Annotated in this window: 20 protein-coding genes; 11 read left to right on the top strand and 9 right to left on the bottom strand. The window is 44.2% G+C overall.

What is annotated here, in order from left to right:
* Window positions 1–377 precede the first annotated feature (377 nt).
* From V7K36_RS16735 to ssuD, 4 genes are all read right to left on the bottom strand, one after another.
* Window positions 378–1,901 (bottom strand): FAD-dependent monooxygenase, encoded by a 1,524-nt coding sequence (locus tag V7K36_RS16735; RefSeq protein ID WP_335117533.1) that lies wholly within the window; start codon window positions 1,899–1,901, stop codon window positions 378–380.
* Window positions 1,902–2,186: 285 nt separating this feature from the next.
* The gene (ssuE, locus tag V7K36_RS16730; protein WP_334715895.1) at window positions 2,187–2,753 is read right to left on the bottom strand and encodes an NADPH-dependent FMN reductase; all 567 of its coding nucleotides are present in this window, start codon (window positions 2,751–2,753) and stop codon (window positions 2,187–2,189) included.
* Window positions 2,750–3,388, bottom strand: a complete 639-nt coding sequence (locus tag V7K36_RS16725; protein ID WP_335117531.1) for a beta-class carbonic anhydrase — start codon at window positions 3,386–3,388, stop codon at window positions 2,750–2,752. The genes ssuE and V7K36_RS16725 overlap by 4 nt, the downstream gene beginning before the upstream one ends.
* Window positions 3,389–3,415: 27 nt before the next feature.
* Window positions 3,416–4,576: an FMNH2-dependent alkanesulfonate monooxygenase gene (gene ssuD, locus V7K36_RS16720; RefSeq protein ID WP_335117529.1), complete on the bottom strand. Its 1,161-nt coding sequence runs from the start codon at window positions 4,574–4,576 to the stop codon at window positions 3,416–3,418.
* Window positions 4,577–5,001: 425 nt separating this feature from the next.
* Here ssuD and msrB point away from each other — a divergent pair, with 425 nt between their 5' ends.
* Complete coding sequence (gene msrB, locus V7K36_RS16715; protein ID WP_334823131.1) at window positions 5,002–5,496, top strand: peptide-methionine (R)-S-oxide reductase MsrB; 495 nt, start codon at window positions 5,002–5,004, stop codon at window positions 5,494–5,496.
* Window positions 5,497–5,949: 453 nt separating this feature from the next.
* Here the strand turns inward: msrB and mreD are convergent, their stop codons facing one another.
* From mreD to V7K36_RS16700, 3 genes are all read right to left on the bottom strand, one after another.
* Window positions 5,950–6,588, bottom strand: a complete 639-nt coding sequence (gene mreD / locus V7K36_RS16710) for a rod shape-determining protein MreD (protein WP_335117526.1) — start codon at window positions 6,586–6,588, stop codon at window positions 5,950–5,952.
* Window positions 6,589–6,614: 26 nt separating this feature from the next.
* Window positions 6,615–7,409, bottom strand: a complete 795-nt coding sequence (gene mreC, locus V7K36_RS16705; RefSeq protein ID WP_335117524.1) for a rod shape-determining protein MreC — start codon at window positions 7,407–7,409, stop codon at window positions 6,615–6,617.
* A 90-nt stretch (window positions 7,410–7,499) separates the two neighbouring features.
* Entirely contained in the window at window positions 7,500–8,507 is a 1,008-nt protein-coding gene (locus V7K36_RS16700) for a rod shape-determining protein (RefSeq protein WP_292793711.1), read from the bottom strand.
* A 372-nt stretch (window positions 8,508–8,879) separates the two neighbouring features.
* Between V7K36_RS16700 and V7K36_RS16695 the strand changes: the two genes are divergently transcribed.
* Window positions 8,880–9,242, top strand: a complete 363-nt coding sequence (locus tag V7K36_RS16695) for a single-stranded DNA-binding protein (RefSeq protein WP_334823126.1) — start codon at window positions 8,880–8,882, stop codon at window positions 9,240–9,242.
* A 66-nt stretch (window positions 9,243–9,308) separates the two neighbouring features.
* Here V7K36_RS16695 and V7K36_RS16690 read toward each other — a convergent pair whose 3' ends face one another.
* Window positions 9,309–10,049, bottom strand: coding sequence for an SIMPL domain-containing protein (locus V7K36_RS16690; protein ID WP_335117558.1), 741 nt, complete (start codon window positions 10,047–10,049; stop codon window positions 9,309–9,311).
* 226 nt (window positions 10,050–10,275) lie between these two features.
* Here V7K36_RS16690 and V7K36_RS16685 point away from each other — a divergent pair, with 226 nt between their 5' ends.
* The 6 genes from V7K36_RS16685 (at window position 10,276) to sds (ending at window position 20,277) form a co-directional block, all read left to right on the top strand.
* Window positions 10,276–10,689, top strand: coding sequence for an EVE domain-containing protein (locus V7K36_RS16685; protein WP_335117522.1), 414 nt, complete (start codon window positions 10,276–10,278; stop codon window positions 10,687–10,689).
* 86 nt (window positions 10,690–10,775) lie between these two features.
* Entirely contained in the window at window positions 10,776–12,254 is a 1,479-nt protein-coding gene (locus V7K36_RS16680) for a cation:proton antiporter (RefSeq protein ID WP_335117520.1), read from the top strand.
* A gap of 598 nt (window positions 12,255–12,852) precedes the next feature.
* Window positions 12,853–14,745 (top strand): N-acetylmuramoyl-L-alanine amidase, encoded by a 1,893-nt coding sequence (locus V7K36_RS16675; protein ID WP_335117518.1) that lies wholly within the window; start codon window positions 12,853–12,855, stop codon window positions 14,743–14,745.
* A 457-nt stretch (window positions 14,746–15,202) separates the two neighbouring features.
* The gene (locus tag V7K36_RS16670; protein WP_335117516.1) at window positions 15,203–17,107 is read left to right on the top strand and encodes an N-acetylmuramoyl-L-alanine amidase; all 1,905 of its coding nucleotides are present in this window, start codon (window positions 15,203–15,205) and stop codon (window positions 17,105–17,107) included.
* A gap of 129 nt (window positions 17,108–17,236) precedes the next feature.
* Window positions 17,237–18,103: a glutamate racemase gene (murI, locus tag V7K36_RS16665; protein WP_334823114.1), complete on the top strand. Its 867-nt coding sequence runs from the start codon at window positions 17,237–17,239 to the stop codon at window positions 18,101–18,103.
* A gap of 1,202 nt (window positions 18,104–19,305) precedes the next feature.
* Window positions 19,306–20,277 carry a solanesyl diphosphate synthase gene (gene sds, locus V7K36_RS16660; protein WP_335117515.1) on the top strand — a complete coding sequence of 324 codons (972 nt, stop codon included), beginning with the start codon at window positions 19,306–19,308 and terminating at the stop codon, window positions 20,275–20,277.
* Window positions 20,278–20,556: 279 nt separating this feature from the next.
* On the opposite strand, the gene V7K36_RS16655 is transcribed toward sds, so the two are convergent.
* On the bottom strand, window positions 20,557–21,030 hold the full coding sequence (locus V7K36_RS16655; RefSeq protein WP_335117513.1) for a hypothetical protein: 474 nt from the start codon (window positions 21,028–21,030) through the stop codon (window positions 20,557–20,559).
* A gap of 204 nt (window positions 21,031–21,234) precedes the next feature.
* Here V7K36_RS16655 and hetZ point away from each other — a divergent pair, with 204 nt between their 5' ends.
* The 3 genes from hetZ to V7K36_RS16640 all read left to right on the top strand — a co-directional run bounded on the left by hetZ (window position 21,235) and on the right by V7K36_RS16640 (window position 26,058).
* Window positions 21,235–22,440 carry a heterocyst differentiation protein HetZ gene (hetZ, locus tag V7K36_RS16650; protein WP_335117511.1) on the top strand — a complete coding sequence of 402 codons (1,206 nt, stop codon included), beginning with the start codon at window positions 21,235–21,237 and terminating at the stop codon, window positions 22,438–22,440.
* Complete coding sequence (locus V7K36_RS16645) at window positions 22,433–23,410, top strand: PatU (RefSeq protein WP_334823107.1); 978 nt, start codon at window positions 22,433–22,435, stop codon at window positions 23,408–23,410. Before hetZ ends, V7K36_RS16645 begins: the two co-directional genes overlap by 8 nt.
* A 335-nt stretch (window positions 23,411–23,745) precedes the next feature.
* A complete protein-coding gene (locus V7K36_RS16640) occupies window positions 23,746–26,058 on the top strand; it encodes a transglutaminase TgpA family protein (RefSeq protein ID WP_442948473.1) in 2,313 nt (770 codons plus the stop codon).
* Window positions 26,059–26,150: the final 92 nt, after the last annotated feature.

Raw genomic sequence — 26,150 nt, 5'->3', positions numbered from 1 at the left:
GCTATTTTCAGGTAAATAGACCACGCGGTAGGGGCACAGCAATGCTGTGCGCTTACGACAGATTGGAAATAATCAAATCCCAGGCAACCCTAACCAAGTGCGCCCAGTATTTAAAGCGGCAAGGGGTGTGTAGTAAATTCAGCTGCTGCTTTACCGCCTCTGACATATCCGTTACAGGGTAGGGGTGCTGTCGGCCGTTCTTTAATCCCTACACTGTAAAACCGTCCGTGCCGGTAGGCTCTACATGGTTATTCCATGTCCCGGCAGTGATAAGGCGAATCGTAAGGTCGGGGCAGTTACCTGTTTTCTCTATAACGGGATTAGGTTACAGGAATCAATGTGCCTTTAGGTGGATTAGATGCTATTGGAACTCCAGGCTATCGAGCAAACCAAAGAGCAACCGCTTGTCTGATTGATTGTTCATTAGGTTCGTTGTCAGAAGCCCAGGCGATAAACCCATCAGGGCGTATCAGTACAGCGCTCAAGCCTAATTGTTCTTTCGCCCGGCCCCAAACATACTTCATTTGATCATCATATTCACTCGCCAAAGTTTTTAGTGAAGCATTCATATCGAAGTCAAGCAGTATTCCTTGACCATCGTGCATTAGCTCACCAATCCTCGTCCCGACTTCCAACTCAAAGTTGGGAACGCTGTGGCCTGCCAAAGGGTGGCCGCCACCGAGATCGTAGTGTGTGAAAACGCCCCGCACCCTTCCTGCAATATAGGTGGCACCATCGCGCGTATTCATAAGGTCGCGGAAAATTGCATTCAGTGCGCGGGCATGAGGCTCTGTTCCCATGATTGCAACCTGGGCGCGTGACCAATCCAGAACCTGTGCGCCAATTGGGTGCCGTTCGGTATAATAACTGTCCAACAAGCCTGACGGAGCTTTCTCCTGGATGGTTGCGGCGAGCTTCCAGCCAAGGTTCATGGCATCGCCAAGTCCAAGGTTAAGTCCCTGGCCTCCCAACGGTGCGTGAATGTGCGCGGCATCGCCGGCTAAAAGTATCCGTCCGTTGCGGTAGGTTGTGGCCTGCCGTGCCCGGTCAGTCCAAGTGGTTGCGATATGCAGGGCGCTGATAGTAACGTCGGTGTTCGAGATGCGGCGCAGCACCTCCTGCACGTGTTCAAGCGTGACTGGCTTTTCTGAATTATGAAATGCCCCACCATCAAAATCCTGGATGACTACGTAACCTGGCTGGGATTGGAGGTACATGCCTGTTGGTGTCACGTTTCGACCCGGACTGAGCTTCTCCGGATCGGCAATATCAACCTGAGTCGTGTAGCCGGTGAATTCTGGCTCCGTACCGGCGAATTCAAAACCGCCCGCCTTGCGAACCACACTACGGCTTCCATCGCAACCCACAAGCCATTTGCTTTGGAAAGATTGCTCACCAGACTGAACAGTTACCCCGTCCCCGGTTTGGTGAAAGCCAGTAATGGCAAGCCTGCGCTTGATTTCTACGCCCAAGGCTTCTGCGCGGCGGGCCAGCACCATTTCAAGCTCTTGCATTTCAGAAATCAAACTGGTTTCAGTCGAGCTTGGCAGGCGATACTTCCACTGTGAGATGTCGATATCGCCCTCATGAAATGGAATGCCGGCGAAGTGTCCAACCTGACGACGTGATCCTTGTCCGGCATTTTGGTGGGGGTTTTTAAGGCGTTTATGTACCTCAAGTTCATTTAGCAACCCACGGCGGTAAAGCGCTTCAATAGTAGGCGCCGAAAGTCCCCGTATCCCGAAAGGAAGCTGCTTTAAGGGCGAGTGCGGATTCTCCGCCTTTTCCAGTATCAGGACTGAACATTTGGCCAAGGCCAGTTCACAGCCAAGGAAAAGTCCTACTGGGCCAGCCCCGGAAATGATTACATCGTAAACCGATTGATTTTGATCGTTACTCATGAGTGTTTGAATTTGTATTACAGCCAGGTGGTCATGAGCCGATCTGCTACGTTGGCGAAAATTCCTCTAGGGAACGTGAGTTCAACGGGTTGAAAAAGGTGCAAAAAAAAGCTGAGACTGGAATAATAAGAAAAATTCAAGGGTGTCTCAGCTATGTCCACAAATGTTTGTCATAGCATAATTGACAATAAATAGATGTTGCTCTGATTAACTTTTAGAAAAAGGTAGCAGAGGGGTAATTTTTACTCCTCTGCTACGAGTAAACGGAGGTATAAACTTGATTATTTAATTGGCATGAACCAGTTCTTGAGGTGCTGCGGCATCATATTCTACAGCTTTAACAAATTCCTTGAGAACATCTTTGAGTCTTTGCTCAATTTCCTCATCTAACAGGACGCTGTTATCAGCTTGTCGTTGAACTTGTTTGTCTACCGCATAAATAGTAGCTAGGATATGCCGCGCTCCTAATTCAGATAGCACCGGTTTCAAGGCATATTCAATTGCCAATAAGTGAGCGATCGTCCCACCAAGAGCAATTGGTAACACGGGTTTACCTGTCAATGATTTTTGTGGCAGCAAATCTAGAAATGTTTTCAGCACTCCTGTATAAGCAGCTTTGTAAATGGGGGTGGCAATAATCACACCATCTGCCTTTGCTAATAAAGCTTTTGGCTGTTCTAAAGCCGGGCTGTCGTATCGTCCAAAAACTAAATCTTCAGCAGGCAAATCCCGAACTGAAATAATGTCTACATGCAAGCCTTCTTGTTGTAAAAGCTTGGCAGTGTATTCGACAAAACCGTAAGTTCTGGATGGATGAGTAGGACTACCAGCGATCGCTAAAATATTTGTCATTCAATTAAACTCCCAATTTCTAAAACGGGTTGAGTATGTTTTGTGGTTTTGGTCTTCATAGCTGATGCTGTGTTAACCTTCTCACTCAGACGTTTGTAGGGACGGCGCAAACTTATACTTTCTACTTCCCAGATGTAGCCATGAATAACTACATCTTGGGGAATGAAAGCAGAATTACGCAGCAATTCCACCTGCTGTGTGCAGATTTCATCCACATCGGTAAACGTTTTGATCCATTTGGAAAAAACGCCTTTTGGTAGCTTCAACTCTGGCAAAGCAGGATCGACACTAACTTGATCCACGTCAATACCTTTATTTCGCAATACCTCACTGAGAAAGTCTCCTGATGCTGTCATCATGCCACATTCGGTATGATTAATAACGATGATTTCTTTTGTGCCAAAAAACTGTGTAGTTAACATCGCTGACCGAATAGCATCATCTGTAACTAACCCCCCGGCATTACGGAAAATATGAGCATCCCCTTCACCAATTCCTAATACTTTCTCCACAGGTAAACGTTCGTCCATGCAAGCTAGCACCCACAAGCGTTTATTGTTAGGTATCCCCAACTGACGACGCAATGCCCACGCTTCTTTTTCGGAGATTTTTTGGTCAATTTGTTGGTGCAACATGGCTGGTAATCTTCTAGTTCTTAATTACTAGGATATGGACGTTGCTCTTTGCTGATGCTGTTGCTTAGGGAAATCTTCATTTGCCACAATTTCGCCAAACGGACTTAAAACATGTTGTTTCTCCACTGCGGGTAGATTCTCTAAGGGCAAATGGGGAAATAAAAGTTCTGCAACTCGATAAGCTTCCTCTAGGTGGGGATAACCAGAGAGGATAAAGGATTCAATACCTAAATCTGCATATTCCAATATTCTGGCAGCTACAGTTTGGGGATCGCCTACTAAGGCCGTTCCCGCACCACCCCGCACCAAACCGACTCCCGCCCACAGGTTCGGGCTAATCTCTAATGCCTCACGATTACCGTGGTGTAATTGAGTCATCCGGCGTTGTCCTTCAGAATCCATCCGCGCATAAGCTTTTTGAGCTTTAGCGATCGCTTCCTCATCCACATACCGAATTAAGTCATTCGCCGCATCCCAGGCTTCACTCTCGGTTTCTCGCACAATCACATGTAAGCGAATTCCAAACCGCAAAGTTCGCCCTTCTGATAAAGCAAGTCTGCGAACTGATGCAATCTTCTCGGCTACTTGCGCCGGTGGTTCGCCCCAAGTTAGATAGACATCTATATGCTTGGCAGCAATTTTTTGAGCAACGGCAGAGGAACCGCCAAACCACAAGGGCGGATATGGCTTCTGAACGGGTGGAAACAGCAGTTTACCATCCTGAATATTGAGATAGTCGCCCTGAAGATTGGCTTGTTCACCACTAGCGATCGCTCGCCATACTGTCAAAAATTCATCTGTTAATTCATAGCGCTGATCGTGATCCAAATGCAAGCCATCTCCCGCCAACTCTACAGGATCGCCCCCGGTAACAACGTTAATCAGCAAGCGTCCACCAGAGAGCCGATCAAAAGTCGCCGCCATCCGTGCTGCGACTCCAGGTGATACTAAGCCGGGACGAATCGCCACCAAAAAACGCATCTGTCGCGTCAGTGATAGCAGCGTTGACGCTACAATCCAAGCATCTTCGCAAGAACGACCCGTGGGCAACAATGCCCCTGTATAACCAAGGTCATCCACCGCTTGGGCTATCTGCCGCAGATAAGGAAAGCTTACTGCCCTTCCGCCTGTAGCAGTTGCAAGGTAACGTCCGTCGCCGTGGGTTGGGATGAACCATAGTAGCTGCATTAGTCCTGTCCTTTTAAAACTACGGTAATTCGATAGAAATACCGTGCTTTGCTTATAGCTTGAGAGTATCACATATTCTACTTAAGCAAGCAAGAAGTTTTCAGAAAACTCCGGTATCTCTATCAGACTAATGTATATTAAACCGTGTTCAATAAGCTGGCGATCGGAAAAATTGGGTATTGGGCATCAATTGTCCCCCTGCTCCCCCTGCAATCGATGCACGACCTGTAACACACATCTAGGTGTACTGTCCAAAATCAGGTCAAGTTGATCGGATTCCCGTGCAATATTTTGTTGTTTCTTAGCTAATTTTAATGAGATTATCAGGGCTAATTCAGCGCGATCGCTGATTATAGTTATGAAGTAGTGAATCCCGTACTGGAGTTGATTGGCCAGTTAACGGCAAAATAGAAAATAATAGATATATGGACAAACGCTATTTTTTACAGGCTAGTGCAGTAATAGTCGGCACAGCAGTGTTATCAAAGTATATCAATTGGGAGTCAGAAGCGATGACAACTTCTCAGAGTGGATTTGAAATTACCAAACCAGAGTCAGAGTGGCGCACGATTTTAACGCCAGAACAGTTTAGTGTATTGCGTAAGCATGGGACTGAACGCCCTCACACCAGCCCATTGGATAAGGAATACGACAATGGCACTTATTTTTGTGCCGCGTGTGAACAGCCACTGTTTACATCTGATACAAAATTTAACAGTGGTACTGGCTGGCCCAGCTTTTTTAATCCAATTGAAGGTGCGATCGCTCTAACTGTTGATAAGTCGTTGTTTATGACCAGAACTGAAGTACATTGTAGTCGCTGTGGTGGTCATCTGGGTCATGTTTTTGATGACGGACCTGCACCCACTGGTCAGCGCTACTGCATGAACGGTGTTTCGCTGAAGTTTGTTCCTGCTTGATTTAGTTGCATAGGCGTAGCCAGTACTTCGACGCTTCAACGTCGGCTCAAGGTAGGCAAGCTCAGTGACTGTCGTAGACATCGCACGCACTAGGCTAAATCATCCTATTTGCTTGGCTCTTGTTTCTCCTTTTTGTCTTTGGGATCTTTTTTAGGTTTTTTAACTTCTTTATTACTTTTTCTTTCCTTAGACATCAGCGTTCTCCAACTAGGTTAATCAGTGAAAGCTTCCACATTCTGCCGTCAAGAAATCAGGAGATGACTTACCTGATTTTTTTTTAAGGCAAAAAAGAAAGTATCAGACATGAATGCTACTAACTACCATGATACGGTGTTGTTTAATTCACTGTCGCTTAAATCTATATTGCCAGAGGTTGCCCAAATTCCATAAAGATTTAGGTTACAGGATACACAGGATAATTTTCTTGACTCTCACCTGTAACCTATCCTCTTCTTAATTCCTAACTCCCTTTACTAATTGCTCTAACGATTTCATCCTCTGCCACCAACGATTTAAGGGATAATAGACTACAGGTGCCCACAGACTACTAAGAATGGCAGAAGCTAGGGCGACACGCTGGTAATATGTCCAAATATCTGTTATTTTGCGCTCATCGCCGATCAAAGTTAATTGCAAGCCAAAGATAGTTTCTGCCAAAACTGCCATACCAAAGACAATTACAGCAATCGAAATAAAATCTTCTTCGATAAAACGTTGTTTTTGGAGCAGACTAGTTAAAATTCCCACTATACCTAAACTGAGCGCATGAGTAGGGTTAGGTGATGTCATTGAATCTTGAAGTAGCCCCAGAACTATACCTGCGAATGCTCCAGAAAACACTGGGCGCTTCACACTCCAAGCTACCACCCAAATTAACAGCCAATTAGGGCCAATTCCCAATAATTCCATACCTGGCAGGCGGGTTGGCAATAATAGTAAACATAACAGTACAGATCCAACCGTCACTATCCAACCCAACAACTGACGTATACCGGGATGCCAACGATAAAGCGGCTGGATTTGGAATTTCGATTTTAGCTCTGAGGATTTTGGCTTTGTCTGCCTGCTGTTACCAAATGCAGGAATCTTCATTTTTCTATAGATTTTTAAGGGAGAATTTACTTAGACTTTTGCGGCACTTGATTTTCCGACTCTTGGTTTTCTGGCTTTGGATAAACAGCTACCCAATCAAGAGAGCGGATTGGCGGAAAAAGCTCAATTTTCGCCACTGATGCGGGAAGTTTCTTTAAATCTAGGGACTTAATTCGTCCCACTGCCAAGCCAGAGGGAAATTTCTGACTATAAGTAGATGTGGAAACTAAATCTCCTACCTTGACATTTGGGACTTTTTCATAAAACTCCAGCACAGCTTCAGCAGAAGAATCTCCTCGCAAAACGCCTTTAGCTGACGTGCGGCTAACTGATACACCCACTTGACTATTGAGGTCACTGATTAACAACACGCGGCTAGTATTGGGAGTTACATTCTCCACCAGACCCACCAATCCGCCATCTGCCTTGACTATGAAGCCTTCCTGAATCCCCACATTCGCACCGCGATTTAGGGTAACTTGTTGCCACCACTGGTCAGCACTACGTCCTACCACGCGTGCTGGAATTGGCCGTGATGCTAGTGGCTCTTTTTCCACATAGCCTAATAAATTTTGTAGCTTTGTCTTTTGACTTTCCAAATCTACTATTCGAGTTTGCAATTCCAATATTCGGGCATCTCTAAGACGTTCTTCTGGAGTTGGCCCTGACTGCAACATCTCTAATGGACGGGTAATTGCCTGGTATGTCTCAAGCACCAGTTCACCTTGAGTCTGTCGCAATATCCAAGCACTACCAACTACTAGAGCTAACAACCCGATTTGTAACCCTTTACGATCCCACCAACGCCGTATTGTAACCATATATACCTTTATCTACTTATACAAATTAAGTTCTACTTGGATTCTATTTATATAGAACCCAAATAGAACTCAAATATGATATTTTTTTTACTACATATTGCGAGAGCTTTCGGTGACAACTCGTTCCAACTGTTTAAAGTTTTCTAACACACGACCTGTTCCCAGCACAACACAACACAAGGGATCGGCAGCAATGTGGGTTATAATCCCTGTTTCATGGCTAATTAAGGTATCTATGCCTTTGAGCAAAGCACCGCCACCAGCTAACATAATACCTCTGTCAATAATGTCTGCTGCCAGTTCTGGAGGTGTGCGTTCCAGTGTCCGTTTCACAGCTTCTATAATTACTGATAGTGGTTCCAACATGCTTTCACGGATTTCTGGGGCTTTGATTGTGACAGTTCGCGGTAGACCCGAAAGCAGGTGTAAGCCTCGGACTTCCATCATGGCTTCATTATCATCATGAGTAGGATAGGCAGAACCAAGCCGAATCTTGATGTCTTCGGCAGTACGTTCACCAATGACTAAGTTATGAACTTTCTTAATATACTGAATGATCGCTTCAGTCAGTTCATCTCCAGCAATGCGTACTGATTCGCTAATCACCGTACCCTGAAGACTTAGCACCGCAACTTCTGTTGTACCACCACCAATATCGATGATCATGTTGCCAGTCGGTTCGGCAACAGGTAGTCCTGCACCAATTGCCGCAGCTATTGGTTCATCGATTAAATACACTTTTCTTGCTCCTGCTTGATGAGCTGCATCCATGACAGCTCGCCTTTCTACTCCTGTGACACCACTGGGAATACCAATGACAATCCGAGGTAAAATTAGGGATCTGCCTTCATTTACACGCTGAATAAAGCTTTTCAGCATCAGCTCGGCTATATCGAAATCAGCGATTACACCATCACGCAAGGGGCGGAGGGCAATCACATTTCCAGGTGTACGACCGAGCATTTTTTTGGCTTCTTCTCCCACTGCTAGTGCGACCTTTTCGTTGACATCGATCGCAACTACAGAAGGTTCTTGCAGTACAATACCTTTACCAGATACATAAACGAGAGTGTTAGCGGTACCGAGGTCGATACCCATATCCCATGATGTGCGAAAGTTTCTAAAAATACCCACGCGTCTCTAAGCCCCCTATGTGCGATACTTTTTGACTACAACGGTAAGAGTTAATCGTGCCGGATTTGATGAAGTTTATATCCTGAGTTGAGTAAACTAGACTATATTTTTAGATGATTCCCAGGAATATTTACTATCTCTCAAGCTTCAATTTTTTGATATTTTCTGGTTAACTAAGTATATCCGTATACTTTTATGTGTTTCTCCAAGTAGTATGTATAATTTTTCAAGTCAACTATATTGTTAACTGTTTAACACATTATTTTCAAGTGTTTCACAATTCGCTATGATGAAAGTCGGAATTAATCAGTACACTTGTACTTAAAGGTAACGCACATGAGTATTAATATTGTCACCCTTGTTGGTCGTGTAGGCAGTGACCCTGATATAAAATATTTTGAATCTGGAAGTGTTAAGTGTAGATTGACACTAGCTGTAAAAAGACGATCGCGCAACAGCGATGAACCTGACTGGTTCACGCTGGAATTATGGGATAAGACGGCTGAGGTAGCAGGTAATTATGTCCGTAAGGGAAGCTTAATTGGCATCAAAGGTTCCTTGAAGTTTGACACATGGAGCGATCGCCAAACAGGAGCAAACCGTTCTACACCGATTATTAGAGTAGATCAACTAGATTTATTAGGCTCTAAGCGAGATGGAGAGGGCGGTACAGGAGATACGTCTTCAGAACATTTTTAATTGGGCATGGGGCATGGGGCATGGAGCATTAGTCATTTGTCCTCACAAATGACTAATGACTAATAACTAATAACTAATTTGCAGTGTCACCGATGCTTCTACTTGCTGTTCACCAGCAACAACAGGGGTGGAAGTATCAGCTAACTTGGCAGCCTCAGCCCGTAAAAACATGGGTGGTGGAGGCGGACTCGCATTATTAACTTGAATGCTGACTATTTCTTTGGCTTTAAAACCCAAGGCACTGAAAACAGCATCAGCTTGCTGCTGGGCATCTTGGGTGGCTTCTTTTAATGCTTGTTTTTGAGCAGCCGCGATCGCTTGATCATTCGCAACAAAACTAATACCGTTAATTTGTGTTGCACCGGCTTTGACTGCATCATCCAATAATGTCCCAGCTTTTTCGGTAGGAATGCGAAAACTGACAGTGTTATTGGCAGCATAGCCTGTAATCCGCTGCACATTATTGGTGTAGCTGTAAACTGGGTTGAGACTAATACCAGTAGTTTGTAATTTTTCGACATTTTGGCTCTTGAGGAACGCAACTACAGCCGATGACCTCCGGGCGGCTTCTTGCTGTACCTCCTGGGCTGTTTTCCCCTGAATCTCCACTCCTAAACTAACCTGCGCTAAGGTTGCAGGAGTTGTTTCCACTCCACGACCACTAACACTAAGGGTTCGCCACAATTTATCCTTTTCTTGTGCGAACGCAGGCACTGTAAAAGTTACACATAAAAGCAAAGCTAAAGGCAGTATTTTCCCCAAGTTTCCAGATGGAAACTGAGAACCAGGTAAAGCGGCTCTGGTCATCAGATTTGCACTCCTCAAAGTATCCACAGATGTTTTTAACAAGCGGATGTAACAATCTTTTGGTGGCCGTTGAGATTTAACAGCTACCACAAGTTTTTCATAACTTAAGTGCGATCGCTAGATCCGATTTCTATGTTCTTACTTTGACACTGCGATCGTCAAAAGCTGAAATGGTTACATTTTTGGATACTAAAAAAATTACACTAGCTTTTTTGGAGATTTTGTCGTGGCGTATTGGCTGCTGAAAACTGAACCGGAAAATTATTCCTACTTCGATTTGGAACGGGACGGCAGTACAGTTTGGGATGGAGTCAACAATTCCCTAGCGCTGAAACATGTACGTACCATGCTCCTTGGTGACTTGGCATTAATTTATCACACAGGCAAAGAACGGCAAGTCATCGGTTTAGCAGAGATAGTTAGTCAACCCTATATCGATCCAGAACTCAATGACAGCAAACGGGCAGTTGTAGATGTGCGGGCATTACGAAGAGTACACCAACCCGTCACCCTAGCCCAAATCAAACATGACAATAAATTCACAGACTTTGACTTACTGCGACTTCCGAGACTGTCTGTAGTCCCGGTTTGGGAAGTCTACTGGCAGCGCTTGATTGAGTTGACAAATGGCACAAATTAAGCTTTAAAAGCTGCCAATTGCGTCTCCCTAGACAGATGTTTTTCAGAAACGCGTCAGAATCAAAGAGAAGGATTTTCACAGAACCCATGCATTTGTTAGATCCAATCAGCTACTCTTTTCCTCTGCTGGCCAGCGCAACAGAAGCCGCAGACAGTTCAATGGTAGTAGCAGCAGTGCTACTAAGCTTAGTAGTTATTTATCTCGCTAGCAAAGTTGGTGGAGAGTTATCAAACCAAGTGGGTTTGCCGCCCGTCTTAGGGGAACTCGTTGGTGGTGTGGTAGTTGGCATCTCTGTTTTCCACCTTTTAGTCTTTCCAGAAGGCGGCACAGGCAGTTCTAGCTCTTTGATCATGTCCTTCCTGCAAATCACTGCTGGTTTAACCCCTGAAGCCACTCCAGCGGTGTTTGGAGCGCAATCTGAGGTCATTTCCGTTTTGGCAGAATTGGGTGTGATCATCCTGCTGTTTGAAATCGGCTTGGAGTCGAATTTAAAAGACTTAATGGCAGTTGGTATCCAAGCCACCGTCGTCGCAGTAGTGGGGGTAGTAGTACCCTTTGCTGCTGGGACTGTAGGACTGATGACTTTGTTTGGTATTGATGCTGTACCTGCAATTTTTGCCGGGGCGGCTTTAACTGCCACTAGTATTGGGATGACTTCCAAAGTGCTGTCAGAATTGGGGCGACTCAATTCTAAAGAAGGGCAGATTATTCTCGGTGCTGCCGTAATTGACGATGTATTAGGAATCATCGTTTTAGCGGTAGTTGCTAGCCTAGCTAAAGATGGCGTGGTGGATGTAAGTAAAGTCATTTATTTGATTATCAGCGCCACTGGTTTTATTTTGGGCGCAATCCTACTAGGCAATGTTTTCAATAAGTCCTTTGTAGCGATCGCTGATCAACTCAAAACACGCGGTGGACTCGTAATACCAGCATTCATCTTCGCCTTTGCTATGGCATATCTTGCCGCCGTCATTCACTTAGAAGCAATTCTGGGAGCTTTTGCGGCGGGTTTAGTGCTAGAGGAGACAGATAAGCGCAAAGAACTGCAAACGCAAGTTTGTCCCATTGCCGATATATTAGTGCCAATTTTCTTTGTGACTGTTGGGGCAAAAACCGATTTGGGAGTTCTCAACCCAGCAATTCCCGACAATCGTGAAGGTCTAATTATGGCAACTTTCCTGATCACAGTAGCCATTCTCGGTAAAGTAATCACAGGTTTAAGCGTGTTTGGTCAACCGGAAATCAACCGTTTAGCGATTGGTGTGGGGATGATACCTAGAGGCGAAGTCGGGTTAGTGTTTGCTGGTGTCGGCGCTGCCAGTGGCGCTCTCTCGAAACCATTAGGGGCAGCAATTATCATGATGGTTATCTTGACAACCTTTTTAGCTCCTCCTTTGTTACGATTTGTATTTCCAGATCCAAAAACTGTGGATGCAGGCTCAGAGCAACTAATTTTAGACGGTTCCTCTGGGACATCGTTGGTAATTGAACCACCTCCGTCGAGGGTGCCAGCATCAAATGACAGTGGCAATTTGGAAGTAACCCCAGATTCTGGCGATCGTTAATCAGAGTCTTGGATAAATTATTACTGAGTTCTGAGTAATTTTCCCTCAGAACTCAGGACTCTGAATTCAGTACTATCACCGTGCTTTGAAGATTTTGCGATTGTGCTGTGGAAACTTCTCTCCCCAAATTTCCGTCCCGTGTGATTGTAGAATAATCGTTTGTTTTTAATTTCTACCAGCATTCAGAATGTTATTTATTTCCAGTCTCCCTCGGCTTGTGAGCCTTTATCTGAATATTTTCCAGGTAATTGGGAGTAACACCCATAGATTTTGCTAGATCATCTGACAGTAATGGGAATAATCTACTCAGTGCATCAATCGCAACAAAGAACAAACACTTATCAGTGAACGGCTATCAATTATCAGTTTTCTAGCTTGATTGGGAGTCAGAGTCCCCCACCTCTACAGGTGGAAGGTTTGACATGGCGATTTAGACCCAATATGAAACCTGATAACTAATTAATTTAAGTGTGTCTTTATACCAGCTTAAAAATCAAAAAAGGCATCAGAGGTCAAGTTTAAGTGGTGACGGTGTGATGATTTACCAATAAGTTGAGATATTGATGGCTCCCATGAACGTGAATTAGGAGAAAGGACTGTGAAATTACACTGGTTACTACCCAGCACTATTGGAACTATCTTCATGCTATCGTCGCCAGTAATGGCCGCGAGACTTGAATCTTGGCGCTTTGATACCAATCAAAACAGGCTGGAAATTAATACTGTGGGAACAGTTCAACCCCAGGCACAACTAATTTTCAACCCGACTCGGCTGGTAATTGATTTGCCAGGAACTACATTTGGGCGTCCGCAGCTAACCCAACAGGTAGGCGGTGGAATTCGCTCGATCCGTGTTGGGCAGTTTGATACAGACACAACACGTATAGTCATCGAACTAACTCCTGGTTATACTTTAGACCCCAAACGAGTCCAATTTGTTGGCACAACTGGCGATCGCTGGACGGTGCAATTACCTAAGCCGGAAGTCGATAAAGTTGCCTCATCTCCCAGAAGTGCTTACAGTGTAGTCACCCCAAACTCTGAGCCTCAACCTCATATTTCAAGGGTTGCTACTACTACACGAGGGGCGACTCAACTTGAGAACTTACAAGTAACAGGCGATGGGTTGTTCATTCGCAGCAGTGGTGGTAATCCTCCGATTCAGGTAATTCGGAGCCGCGATCGCGCTAGCATCTTTATGGACATCTCTGACGCATCTTTATCATCACATCTGGCGCAGCAGAATCATATACCCGTTAACAAATATGGTCTTAGCCGCGTCGAATTTACCTCATTACAAACCCAACCTCCTGGCGTCCGTCTGACTTTACGGGTAGATAAAAATAGCCCAGACTGGCGAGCAACCAATAGTAGTGGCGGTGGTTTGGTAATTCTACCTAGTCGCGTTGTCACATCGCCGGAAAGTAATAATTCAAACAACCTACCGGACAATCAGCCACAACCCATTTCCTTTCCTAATAGACCATCTCTCAACAACTCGCCAGCCACAATTGAGTCTGTGCAACTGGCTGATAACGGCACACAACTGCTAATTAGAGCCGATCAAACTGTATCAGCCACGGGAACCTGGGATAGAGCCTCTGGTTTGTTTCGCGTCACAATTCCCAATGCTAAATTAGCTAAGAAAGTCACCGGGCCTATCTTTGCTGCCAATAGCCCCATTCTCCGGGTACGTCTGCAACCCCAAAAACCCAACACTGTGATTGTCTTAGTTCAAGCAGCAGCCGGAGTGCAAATTGGGCAACCCAAGCAAATCGGCGACCAGCTTTTGTCTTTACCCATACAAGGCTCTCGGCGAGTTGTCTCCCTCCCTGGAAGACCCCCGTTTGCTTTACCGGGGCTACCACCGCCAAACCGGGGTCCATTCCCAGACCCAAATAATCCCAATCTCCAGCCCCGATTACAACCACAGCGCCGAGTTACCAATGGACGAGTAGTAGTGATTATTGACCCAGGACATGGCGGTAAAGACTCTGGAGCGCTTGGTCTTGGGGGGGCACGCGAAAAGGATGTTATCTTGCCTATTGGTAAGAAACTTGGTCAGATTTTGCAGCAAAATGGTATACAAGTAATTCTGACGCGGGATTCTGACTATTTTGTTACCCTTCCGGGACGAGTGCAATTAGCAGAGCGAGCTAATGCTGATGTGTTTGTGAGCATCCACGCTAATTCAGCCGGTGCGAGTCGTCCCGATGTTAATGGTTTGGAAGTCTATTATTATGACAGTGGTCTGGATCTAGCTCGGATTGTCCGCAGTAGCATTCTCCAAAGTATTGGTACTCTCAAAGACAGGGGAGTGCGACGAGCCAGATTTTATGTCCTGAGAAAAAGTTCTATGCCCTCCATTCTGGTGGAAACGGGTTATATGACTGGTCGAGAGGATATGGCTAGGCTGAGAACCTCAGCTTACCAAAATCAAATGGCAGAAGCGATCGCTCGTGGTGTCCTTCAGTATCTAAAGAGAAGATAAGTAATTTAGTCAAAACTATTGAGTAAATACATCTAATCTTTACCATTTTTATCCAAGTTTAGTAGTACAACGATTTAAGTATTCTCCCTCCGGGGCAAGAGTAGCTTCAAAGTTATTGTCGTCTGATGGCTTGCAAGTAAACAGATTTTGGATTTTAAATTTTGGATTTTAAATTTTGGATTTGTGTCACTCATAAGGAGTGTTAGCGTAGCGGGACTTAGTTCAGCATGAACCTAAAATCGGCTTTTCTGCAATCGGGAATCTAAAATTTAAAATTGGCAGTCAAATTTATATGGGCTAATGGCATGGCAAAATCAGAGGAGCATGATATATTCTACGCCATTAGCTGGGTCTTAATAACAGCAAAAAACTCAAGTGTGTGCGGTGATGGTGTGAGGATTTGCCAATATGTTCAGATGTTGACAGCTGCCATGAATGTGAATCAGGAGAAAGGACTGTGAAATTACACTGGTTACTATCCAGTACTATTGGAACTATCTTCATGCTATCGTCGCCGGCAATGGCCGCGAAACTGGAATCTTGGCGTTTCGATGCCAATCAAAACAGGCTTGAATTTAATACTTTAGGGGATGTTCAACCCCAAGCACAATTAATTTTTAACCCCACTCGTTTAGTAATTGATTTGCCAGGAACGACATTTGGGCGTCCGCAGCTGACCCAACAGGTAGGCGGTGGAATTCGTTCCATCCGGGTTGGGCAGTTTGACGAACAAACAACGCGCATAGTCGTTGAATTGACTCCTGGCTATACTCTTGACCCCAAGGGAGTGCAATTTGTAGCCACAACTGGCGATCGCTGGACGGTGCAATTACCTACGCCAGAAGCCGAAAATCTCCCCTCAAAAAATACTGAGGGACAGCAAGGAGAAGTTATAGCCAGAGAAACTTCACCAAGAACATCTACACCAATATTCTCCCCAAGGAATATTTACAATGTGGTGAGAACTGGCTCTCTGAATCCACCTAACAACAGAATGCTTGTCGCCAGAGTTACTCAAATTGAGAACTTACGGGTAACAGGCGATGGTTTTTTCATCAGTACAAGTGGTGGTAATCCTCAGATTCAAGTAAATCGTAGCAACGATCAAAAAGCAATCAACATCGACATTGCTGGCGCAACTTTATCACCCAATCTAGAGCAGCGAGATTTGTCGATTAATCGCTATGGTGTCAGCCGTATCCAGTTCACCCAACTGCAAACAAGCCCATCTGTTGTTCGCCTGACTTTACAGGTAGATGAAAATAGTCCTAATTGGCGAGCAACTAATAGCAGCGTTGGTGGTTTTGTAGTTCTACCCAATCGTGGCGTTGCCCAGTTGTCTGGAGGTAATAGTCCCCGCCCTATACAACCTCCTAACACCTCAACTACTGCTACTATTCAGTCTGTGGAACTGGCTAATAATGGTACACAACTGCTGATTAGAGCCAACCAAACTTTATCTGCTATAGGCGGCTGGGATAGAACCTCTGGTCTGTTCCGCATCACTATTAACAATGCTAAATTAGCTCCCAGAGTTATAGGCCCTGCTTTTAATGCTAATAGCCCTATCCTGCGGGTACGCCTGCAACCACAAGAATCCAATACTGTCGTGGTCTTGGTTCAACCAGCAGCCGGTGTGCAAATTGGGGAACTCAACCAGGTTGGCGACCAGCTTTTGGCTTTAGAATTACAGCGCTCTAGTAGTAGCATCACACCGCCCATTGCTTTACCTCCCCTGCCATCGCTAAACTCAGGACAATTCCCAAACCCCACAGATAATCCCCGTCCAATTTCCCAGCCACAGACACACTCCTCGGTTCCCAAAGGAAAATTGCTAGTTGTGATTGACCCAGGACATGGTGGAAAAGATTCAGGTGCCCCTGGTCTGGGTGGACTTTTAGAAAAGGATGTAATTCTGCCTATTGGTAAAAGGGTCGCAGCAATTTTAGAGCAAAATGGTGTACAAGCGGTACTAACGCGGGATGCTGACTTTTTCGTAGAACTTCAGGGACGGGTAGAGATTGCGAAACGAGTTAACGCGACTTTGTTTGTTAGCATTCACGCTAATTCGGTTGATAATCGCCCTGATGTCAATGGGTTAGAAGTATATTATTACGACAGTGGTTATGCTCTGGCTGAAGTAGTTCGCAATACCATTCTCCAGGACATCGGTACTATCAAAAACCGAGGAACCCGCAAAGCCAGATTCTACGTTCTCAGGAAAAGCTCTATGCCCTCGATTTTAGTGGAAACAGGCTATATGACTGGTTACGAGGATAATCCTAGATTGGGAACACGAGAGTATCAAAATCGCATGGCAGAAGCGATCGCTCGTGGTATCCTCAAATACTTACACCGCTAATATAGTCCAAATTACTCATTCAAGAGGTGGTATAAAGACCTCTTTTCGGTGCAGAATTTAGTGGTAAATTAGCGAATTCTCTGCTAGATTCTGTATTTTATATCCAAAAACCTAAATCAATATCTGCCTGTGTATTCATCTTCCATTTTTGAAGGAAATCTTCACGATTTTGCAGATCAAGAACCCCAACGTGCCCCAATTGGCATCTTTGATAGTGGTGTGGGTGGTCTGACAGTATTGCGACAACTCTATCGCCAACTCCCCAATGAATCTATTATTTACTTTGGGGATACAGCTCGAGTTCCCTATGGCATCCGCTCAAAAGCAGAAATTATCCAATTTATGCGTGAAATCCTCACCTGGATGGAAAAGCAGGGTGTGAAAATGGTTGTTATGGCTTGCAACACCAGTTCGGCACTAGCGCTAGAGACAGTAAGTGAGGAATTTTCTCTACCAATCCTTGACATTATCTTACCAGGGGCAAGGGCAGCAGTACAGCAAGGAAGGCGCATTGGTGTGATTGCTACTCCAGCTACGGCTAAGAGTAATGCTTATAAGCACGCTATACTCGAAATAGATCCTAATGTCCAAGTTTGGCAAGTTGGATGTCCAGAGTTTGTGCCACTCATTGAGCAAAACCGCATTCACGACCCTTACACGGCTGAAGTAGCACGAGCCTACCTAGAGCCTTTATTAGAGAAGGAAATTGACACCTTAGTACATGGCTGTACCCATTATCCCCACCTCACACCAGTATTGCGATCGCTCCTCTCCTCTCAAGTCCAGTTAATTGATCCAGCTGTTCATGTTGTGGCAGCTTGTGCCCAAGAGCTAGATTTACTAGGCTTAAGAAATACTCACCCACCACTGCCAACTCGCTTCGCTGTGAGCGGTTGTCCGCAACAGTTTTCCCAGTCAGGATTGCAGTGGCTAGGCTATACCCCAATGGTTGAAGAGGTTTGCTTCACTGATACCGCTATTTCCCAACTCCAATAAAACTAATTTGTCCTTAGTCCTTTAATCAAAACAAATGACCAAGGACAAATGACAAATGACTATTGACTATTAACCGCTTGAGTCGCCTTTGTCTTTACTGATATCTCCTGCTGGTGTTTCCCTTTAGCAGATGAAGGCAAGCTTGTAATAACAGTCTTTGTACCCGTTCGCTTCGCCAGTGCTAATAACAGGTAGACTGTGAACAAATATCCAGACGCTAAAATAAAAATCATCATAGACATACTTCCGTAAATCATTAGTCCTACCAGTACCTTTTCAAACAAATATAAAATTCCATAAAAGAAGTAGAACCTCAGCCAACCAAGTGCATTCTTGATGGCTGTAGTTTCCTATGGTAAAATTACCTATAGAGATAAAATTATCTACGGACAAATAATTTATTGTCTAATGCGACTTCTTGCAGACCATAGATCCCACAGCAGTTAGCTTGCCATTTGGCAATCTAAAACTACCATTCTCACCGGTCTACTTGATCTGCTTTTTTTTGCTCAAACTGTTGTGACAAGAGCAATGCTTACGCTCAACGTGCGCTGAAGACGTGTAGCGGCTTCCCATAGGGATATCGCATAGCTCCAAACCCGGAGTTTTGCATATCGTAGGAAAAATTAAAGGAATTATCCCCTTAATCTAAGCTACGACTAATTATTTTAGACTCACATCACCAAGTCACTAAAATCAACTAGTAGGTGACTTACTTTTGCCGTATGAATTTCTGAAAAATTTAAAATTCCTATATTTTAGCCTAACACAACCACCCTAAATTTTAAGCCCACTTTAGTGCTAAATTTTAAATTTTTTGAATAGCTGCACTTCAGTCTTGGAGAAACCAAGTCTTACCCATTGCCGAAAAATTAAATTGTATCCATTTTGTCAATAAGTAATATTGCTTAGATTATCTTTTGATCTGTGGCGGGAAACGGCAACGGGGAAACTACTTAGCATAATTCAATCTTATATTCCTTCTCATATACTGAGAATTCAGGTTTTAAACTAATTTAAAACCTGAGCCTTGAAAAACAAGTATAATTGCTTATTGACATAATCACTATCAAGCTTAATTATCACCGATATGCTCATGAATATGGGATTACTTTATGAAAACTTTGCGCTGGCACAGGGTTATCTTAAAATGAGTGTAGGATATGTAAACTTTCGTAACCTAAGTCAGAGTCCGCCCATACATGACCCCAGCCACCTCCCTGTTTACCCCTGTGGAAGCAGACCTGCGACTACTAGCAGATAACCTAAAACAGCTAGTTGGAAATCGCCACCCCATTCTGTTTGCAGCAGCCGAACATTTATTCGGAGCTGGGGGAAAGCGTATTAGACCAGCAATTGTCCTGCTAATATCGCGGGCAACAATGTTAGAACAAGAGATTACACCGCGTCATCGCCGCCTTGCTGAGATTACAGAAATGATTCACACAGCAAGCTTAGTACATGACGATGTGGTAGATGAATCAGACGTGCGGCGAGGCGTTCCTACCGTTCATAGTTTGTTCGGTAATCGCATTGCCATATTAGCAGGAGATTTTCTCTTTGCCCAATCGTCCTGGTATTTAGCAAACTTGGACAATTTGGAGGTGGTAAAACTCCTCTCAGAAGTGATTATGGATCTGGCTACTGGGGAAATTCAGCAGGGACTGAATCGTTTTGATGCTAGTATCTCTATTGAAACTTACATTGAGAAGAGTTATTACAAAACAGCTTCGTTAATTGCCAACAGTTCTAAAGCTGCTGGGTTGCTCAGTGAAGTCTCACGAGAAACTGTTGAGCATCTGTATAGCTATGGACGTCATTTTGGTATAGCATTTCAAATTGTTGATGACATTCTAGATTTCACCAGTACAATAGATGCCTTGGGTAAACCAGTGGGGTCGGATCTCAAAAGTGGTAATTTGACTGCACCCGTTTTATTTGCTTTAGCCCAAAAACCAGCTTTGGAAGTGCTGATTGAACGAGAGTTTGCTCAAGAAGGCGATTTAGATCAAGCACTGGAAATAATTCAAGATAGTCAAGGTATACAGCAGGCGCGAGAGTTAGCTGCTGACCATGCGAAGTTAGCAATTGAACATCTTGCAGTTCTTCCACCCTCAGAATCCCACCAGGCATTGATTAACATCGCTGAGTACACACTGAGTCGCCTCTATTAAATTCAGTTATCAGTTAGAAAGTGGGGATTTAGGTGTAGGGTGTGTTACGGTTTGCGACTCTACTTCACTGGGAAACTAAAACTTGAAAACTGAAAAATGTTCACTGATAACTGTTTTTTAAGAAATTTTAGGTTTCATCGAGAGTTTAGCCCGTGGTGTGGTGTAAGGGAAAGAAAAAATTTCTTTTTTTCCTGATTTAGAAAACTTTTTTAAAGAAATTTGAGATTTAAAAATTTGGATGTGGGATTGTATCTAAAAAACCCCACATCCAAATTTTTTCTATGCAATATCAGGGGGTATCTGTTTAGGCGATCGCTGTTGTCGTAACTGTTGTTGCATCAGTTTTTCTAGTTCAGATCGCCGAACTTCAACGGTATGAGTGGTCTTACCCGGCGTTTCCAAAAAAACGATACTATCTACGGGTGACAATGCCACCATTTTAAACAAAATATGGGTTACAGGAACAATTTTAGCTAGCATTTGAGGGTCAAGCCCAGCAGGGGAAATTAGAGAGACATCCTGTATGGTAGGGAAAGCGTAAATCACACGCTTTTCCAATCCTGGATTAGCCCGATTGCTCAACGTAGTTAAAACCCAGCTTTCCTCTGAATTTTGGAGAATATAGTATTGGGAGTAACGTAATTTTTGAGCGATCGCTCTAAGGGCAGGAGCAATTGCTGCAACAAGATGTGGTGTCATACCATCGCGGGGTGCATTGTCAATCAGCAATTGAATTTGTGCTTCTAAATCCATAATGACTTGTATACGGCTCCTGGGTAATGGCAATAACATCTATCAAAGTGTGAACAATCCCATCAAACTTGGGAATAATAAAATCAGCCACATCCTAAATATAGGATTGGTCTGCGTTTAGCTTATACGTAAAACTGAAAAAGCCAATACCCACAGTCGTACAGGTTGTATTTAAATACTTAGGGTCTTTTGAAAACCGAGACTATGAATTCAGCCGCAACCGCAACTATTCCATCTGCAACTATTCTGGGAGAAAATTCTAAAGGCGTGGAGGTGATCTTTCAACTCCTGTCCAGGGAGTTTCAACAATCAACCAAAGCTTCGGAACAGAATTGCCACGATGTAGCAACACGTATTACCACCGAAGTCTACCGGATTTGTCATGAAAGCAAACGTATCCAAGCTTCTGGGTCTGTAGAAAGCTCGGCGATGACCTTAGCTCGGCATCGGCTACAACAGTGTCTCAGATACTATCAGTTGGGTTCAAATCGGGGCAGGGTAGAATTACACAGTACTCTGAGTGCAATTATTTATCGATATATTAATCCCCCTCAGAAGCAATTGAGTTATCAAGGGCGACTGACTATAATTGAAGATTTTTTACAAAGTTTTTATCTGGAGGCATTGAACGCTTTCCGGCGAGAAAATCAACTCGGTGCTACTTATCGCCCTCAGACGCTTTTGGAATTGTCCGAGTATATGGCATTTACCGAGCGCTACGGCAAGCGACGCATTCCTTTACCAGGCCGTCAGCAGCAGTTAATTATCCTGCGGGCGCAAACTTTTTCCCAACAGCAGCCCCCAGAAACCAGCGTAGATATAGAACAAGCCGCAGAAGGTAGCAATAATGAAGGTGACGGTTCTTGGGAAGAGCCAGCAATTCACCAATTACGCTCCACAATGGCAACCCAAGCCGAACCCGAACCCGAAGAAGATACCTTGCGCTCCGTTGTCGTTACAGAATTGATGAATTATCTCGAACAACGACAACAATCTGACTGCGCTGATTACTTTTCCCTCCGCCTCCAGGATTTATCAGCACAGGAAATTGAGTCGGTTTTAGGTTTAACCCCTCGTCAAAGAGATTATTTGCAGCAGCGCTTTAAGTATCATTTGATTCGATTTGCCTTGTTACACCGTTGGGAATTAGTTCACGAGTGGCTGGAAGCTTCTTTGCACACCAATTTGGGCTTAACTCCCCAGCAATGGCAAGTATATACCGCACAACTGGACAATAAGCAACGATCTTTATTAGAGTTAAAGCAACAAGGACAAGCCGATGAAAAAATAGCAAAAACTTTAGGGCTGTCAATGGCACAACTTCAAAAACGATGGTTTAAGATTCTTGAGCAAGCTTGGGAAATTCGTAACTCATTAGTATCCGGATCAGGTGCATCTACTCATGAATAGTGACTCAGAATCCTTACAAGACCAGTGTCTCGATTGGTTATTGACAGATAATGTCAAAACTAACGAGCAATCGGTAGAATGTGAGGAAAATGACGGGGTAGAAAACCTCCTCAAGGAAGCTACTGCTTCAAAAAGCAGTCAGCCAAAATTGGGAGGAACGCCCCAGACCTTTCAACTGGGAGAAATTCCTACTGTGCAAGATCGTTTTCAAGCTGTCCTTAAGCGTCGGTTACAAATCCAAGTCCAAGACCATCCACCGTTGTTTCCTTGGGAAACACAATTAATCGACTATCCTGATTTTGTTGATGAGCCGTCAATGACACTCGTTCCTACGTGGGGATGGATGGTACAACAGTCGAAACTGAAGTTACCGACTCGCTTACCGGAAAGAGTTTTCCAGCAATTGCTAGAACAGTGTCAGGCGTTGGTGACATCTTCGGTGCCTCTGGGGGCAAAATTAGTTCAGGTGGTGGAGAACTTTTTTCCCAACGAGTCTCAAGCGTTAAACGATATAGCTGGATTGGTGCTAAGAAGCACCTATCGGTCTGTAAACACTCTGGAGACAATGCCCACTATTCAGAGCGATTACTCAGATTTACAACCGCGTCAACAGATGGCTTTGTCGTTGCTAGCAGCTAAACAACTGTTAGAAAATCTGACTCTACCACTTTCAACAACCAGTCCAGTGGTAGAAAGACAATGGCTAACCAGTGTTGGTACTTTGAATATCAGAGTAGAGTACCAGTCTCTAAGTAAACTTACGAGGTTACTTATTCAGGCTGAGTTACCTGTTAAAGGAACTTTGACGCTGCGGGGAAGTGGCACCTTAGCAATGGCAACATCTTCGAGTCCTGGATACTTAAGTGTAGAGTTAGGCTGCGAGCAACTTAACCCAACTTATACCCTGGAAGTTGAATTTCCCGAAATAGACCAACAGTCGTTGTTGTTTGTGATTAGTCCCACGATTTAGTTTAAATTACCACCGCTAGCACACTACGTCGATATATATTAAGAAGATTTTCCTGGTTTTGGAGCTGATCTTATTTTTCAACAAGGGGTGATTAGGGCATCTACGAGAAGCAGTTATTACAAAGACACAGGGACGCAGGGATATGGACACACAAGAACACGGAGAGAGTATTTGATAATTTCTCCGCCTTTTTGCGTCTTCTTCCCTCTCGTGTCTCCCTTGATCGATCATTTTTTATTTGACACAGTAGTAGGGTAGGCAATTACGTCCCCCGTATTGTGTCTGTTGCATCTACATTATTGCTTCGCTAGACTCAAATGTTTAACTTATCCAGGATGAATCGGTTTTGGCCTCCCTCTGTAGGTAATTTCTGGCCGCGAAATCCGCAGAGGTCGCCTTTAATAGAAGTGGAAGATTCAATTTTATTGCGGGTGCTGGTGCTAGCGTTAGTTATTTTGGGAATTGTGGCGACGGATATTGCCGCCGAGACTTCATTCAGTTTTTGGGCGTTTCCCTTGAGTGGAGTAGGTGCGATTTGGAGTTATTATCGTCGCCGCGATGCTAATGTTGCAGTTAAGTTCTGCATCGCTATCGGAATGTTAGTAGCACTGGGTGCTTTCTTTGGGCGATTAGTGGGGGAGTTGAATGATACGCGCTTGGGTTTGGCAGAGTTATTAATTCAACTACAGGTGTTACATAGCTTTGATACACCCCGCCGCAAAGATTTGGGCTATTCGATTATTATCGGACTGATTTTATTGGGTGTGGCTGGAACCCTAAGTCAGACTTTAGCATTTGCACCTGTGCTACTGTTATTTTTAGCGATCGCTCTCCCAACTTTAGTCCTAGATTATCGTTCACGCTTGGGTTTGCAGCCATTAAAAACTCAAAAGGAAAAATCCCATCAGCAGAATTCTTCAACTCTTAATTTTAAATTTTTAATTCTGAATTTTTTGCTAATTGTCGGTCTGGGTCTGGCAATTTTTGCTATTTTACCCCGATTTCCTGGCTATCAATTACGAACGTTTCCTGTAAGTTCTACTATTCAAGTAAAAGGTAGTTTCACGGGACGTAGTATCATCAATCCCGGTTATGTCCGCCAAGGTAAAGGTAATAATCAAGGCAGTGGTAGCGGTGGTACAGGGCAAAATCAAACTGGTCAACCAGGTCAAGTAGATAATAACTTTTATTACGGTTTTAATAGCCAAATTAACCAAAATCTGCGCGGCGAGATGAAACCTAAGGTTGTAATGCGGGTGCGATCGCAAATTGAGGGTTTTTGGCGAGTGCTGGGATTTGACCGTTATACAGGTAAGGGATGGGAGATTTCCCGGAATGAAGATGTGACGACTATTAAGCGATCGCCTTGGTCTTACCAAATTTTTCTTTACCCATCTGTGCTCGTTGGTAAAACCCAAGAGGTAGTACAAACTTATACAATGGTGGCGGATTTGCCTAACCTAATTCCAGCGATGGCTTATCCCAAGGAAGTTTACTTTCCCACAGCACTGATCGCTGTTGATCAAGAAGACGGATTGCGATCGCCTGTAGAATTATCAGAAGGACTCACCTACACAGTCATTTCCGCAGTCCCATACCGCGATCGCACTTTATTAGGTAAAGCTTCTACTAATTATCCAAAACATATTAAAAAGTATTATCTGCAAGTTCCTCCCGAAATTGCCGAAAAAGTCCGGCAACAGACTGAAGAAATTCTCGCTAGCTACAATCAAGAAGGAGTCACAAAGTTTTCTAAAAGCCTCGATTCACCCTATGAAAAGGCTCTCTACTTAGCTCAATACCTAAAGCAACACTACTCTGTTCCCCAAAATCCCTTAGAATTGCCTTATTTGAGTGAAAAAGAAGACTTGGTAGAAACTTTTTTGTTTAAGCAAAAGGGAGGCTATCCAGACCACTTCTCTACAGTTCTGACGGTGATGTTGCGTTCCATTGGCATCCCAGCGCGGTTAGTAGCAGGGTTTAGTGCCGGAGAATTTAATCCATTTACAGGGCTGTATGTTGTCCGTAATACTGACGCATACGCGATGACGGAAGTGTATTTTCCGAAATATGGCTGGTTTGCCTTTGACCCGATTCCTAATCATCCCCTGATTCCCCCATCTGTTGAAGATACTCAGACTTTTAGTGTGTTGCGCCAGTTGTGGCACTGGGTTGCTGGATGGTTGCCTTCTCCGGTGACAGGTTTGTTGAATAATGTATTTGGGACAATATTGAGTTGGGTGATTAAAGCGATCGCTTGGTTTTTAGCTTTATTCTCTCAAGGTTGGTTTGGCGTATTGACTGGCTTAATCTTGGCAACTATAGCAGCTTTCCTTGGTTGGCTGGGTTGGGGTCAGTGGCGAGAGTGGCGCAACCGTCGATGGTTAAAGAAATTGCCAGCAATGGAGAGCCTTTATCAACAAATGCTGCAATGGACAACCCAAAAAGGTTTAGGCAAACATCCAGCACAAACACCTTTAGAGTATGCCAGAGTCTCATCCCAGCATCATGCCCCACCAACTGCTGAGGTAATAGATGAGATTAGCCAAGCTTATGTTAGTTGGCGTTATGGTGGTCATACGCCTAACTTGAAGCGACTGCGAGAAATCTGGCAAGGTATCAAAAAGACTGCTAAGACTGCTAAATAATTCAAGAATTACGCATTGACAGAAAAGACCAAGTATAGATGATTTGAAAAAACACTTTCGTCGTAGGGGCAATTGATGAATCATCCGTGTCA

The sequence above is a fragment of the Nostoc sp. genome, assembly GCF_036919555.1.
Lineage (GTDB): Bacteria > Cyanobacteriota > Cyanobacteriia > Cyanobacteriales > Nostocaceae > Nostoc.
This window is presented reverse-complemented; position numbering and strand designations above follow the sequence as displayed.

Bases quoted from the DNA above. Each gene is read 5' to 3' on its own strand.
- V7K36_RS16655 (WP_335117513.1), bottom strand. From the start codon at position 21,030: ATGGATTTAGAAGCACAAATTCAATTGCTGATTGACAATGCACCCCGC.
- ssuD (WP_335117529.1), bottom strand. From the start codon at position 4,576: ATGCAGCTACTATGGTTCATCCCAACCCACGGCGACGGACGTTACCTT.
- V7K36_RS16645 (WP_334823107.1), top strand. From the start codon at position 22,433: ATGAATAGTGACTCAGAATCCTTACAAGACCAGTGTCTCGATTGGTTA.
- V7K36_RS16735 (WP_335117533.1), bottom strand. From the start codon at position 1,901: ATGAGTAACGATCAAAATCAATCGGTTTACGATGTAATCATTTCCGGG.
- mreC (WP_335117524.1), bottom strand. From the start codon at position 7,409: ATGGTTACAATACGGCGTTGGTGGGATCGTAAAGGGTTACAAATCGGG.
- V7K36_RS16640 (WP_442948473.1), top strand. From the start codon at position 23,746: ATGAATCGGTTTTGGCCTCCCTCTGTAGGTAATTTCTGGCCGCGAAAT.
- hetZ (WP_335117511.1), top strand. From the start codon at position 21,235: ATGAATTCAGCCGCAACCGCAACTATTCCATCTGCAACTATTCTGGGA.
- V7K36_RS16725 (WP_335117531.1), bottom strand. From the start codon at position 3,388: ATGTTGCACCAACAAATTGACCAAAAAATCTCCGAAAAAGAAGCGTGG.
- V7K36_RS16680 (WP_335117520.1), top strand. From the start codon at position 10,776: ATGCATTTGTTAGATCCAATCAGCTACTCTTTTCCTCTGCTGGCCAGC.
- msrB (WP_334823131.1), top strand. From the start codon at position 5,002: ATGGACAAACGCTATTTTTTACAGGCTAGTGCAGTAATAGTCGGCACA.
- V7K36_RS16695 (WP_334823126.1), top strand. From the start codon at position 8,880: ATGAGTATTAATATTGTCACCCTTGTTGGTCGTGTAGGCAGTGACCCT.
- V7K36_RS16700 (WP_292793711.1), bottom strand. From the start codon at position 8,507: ATGGGTATCGACCTCGGTACCGCTAACACTCTCGTTTATGTATCTGGT.
- ssuE (WP_334715895.1), bottom strand. From the start codon at position 2,753: ATGACAAATATTTTAGCGATCGCTGGTAGTCCTACTCATCCATCCAGA.
- sds (WP_335117515.1), top strand. From the start codon at position 19,306: ATGACCCCAGCCACCTCCCTGTTTACCCCTGTGGAAGCAGACCTGCGA.
- V7K36_RS16690 (WP_335117558.1), bottom strand. From the start codon at position 10,049: ATGACCAGAGCCGCTTTACCTGGTTCTCAGTTTCCATCTGGAAACTTG.
- mreD (WP_335117526.1), bottom strand. From the start codon at position 6,588: ATGAAGATTCCTGCATTTGGTAACAGCAGGCAGACAAAGCCAAAATCC.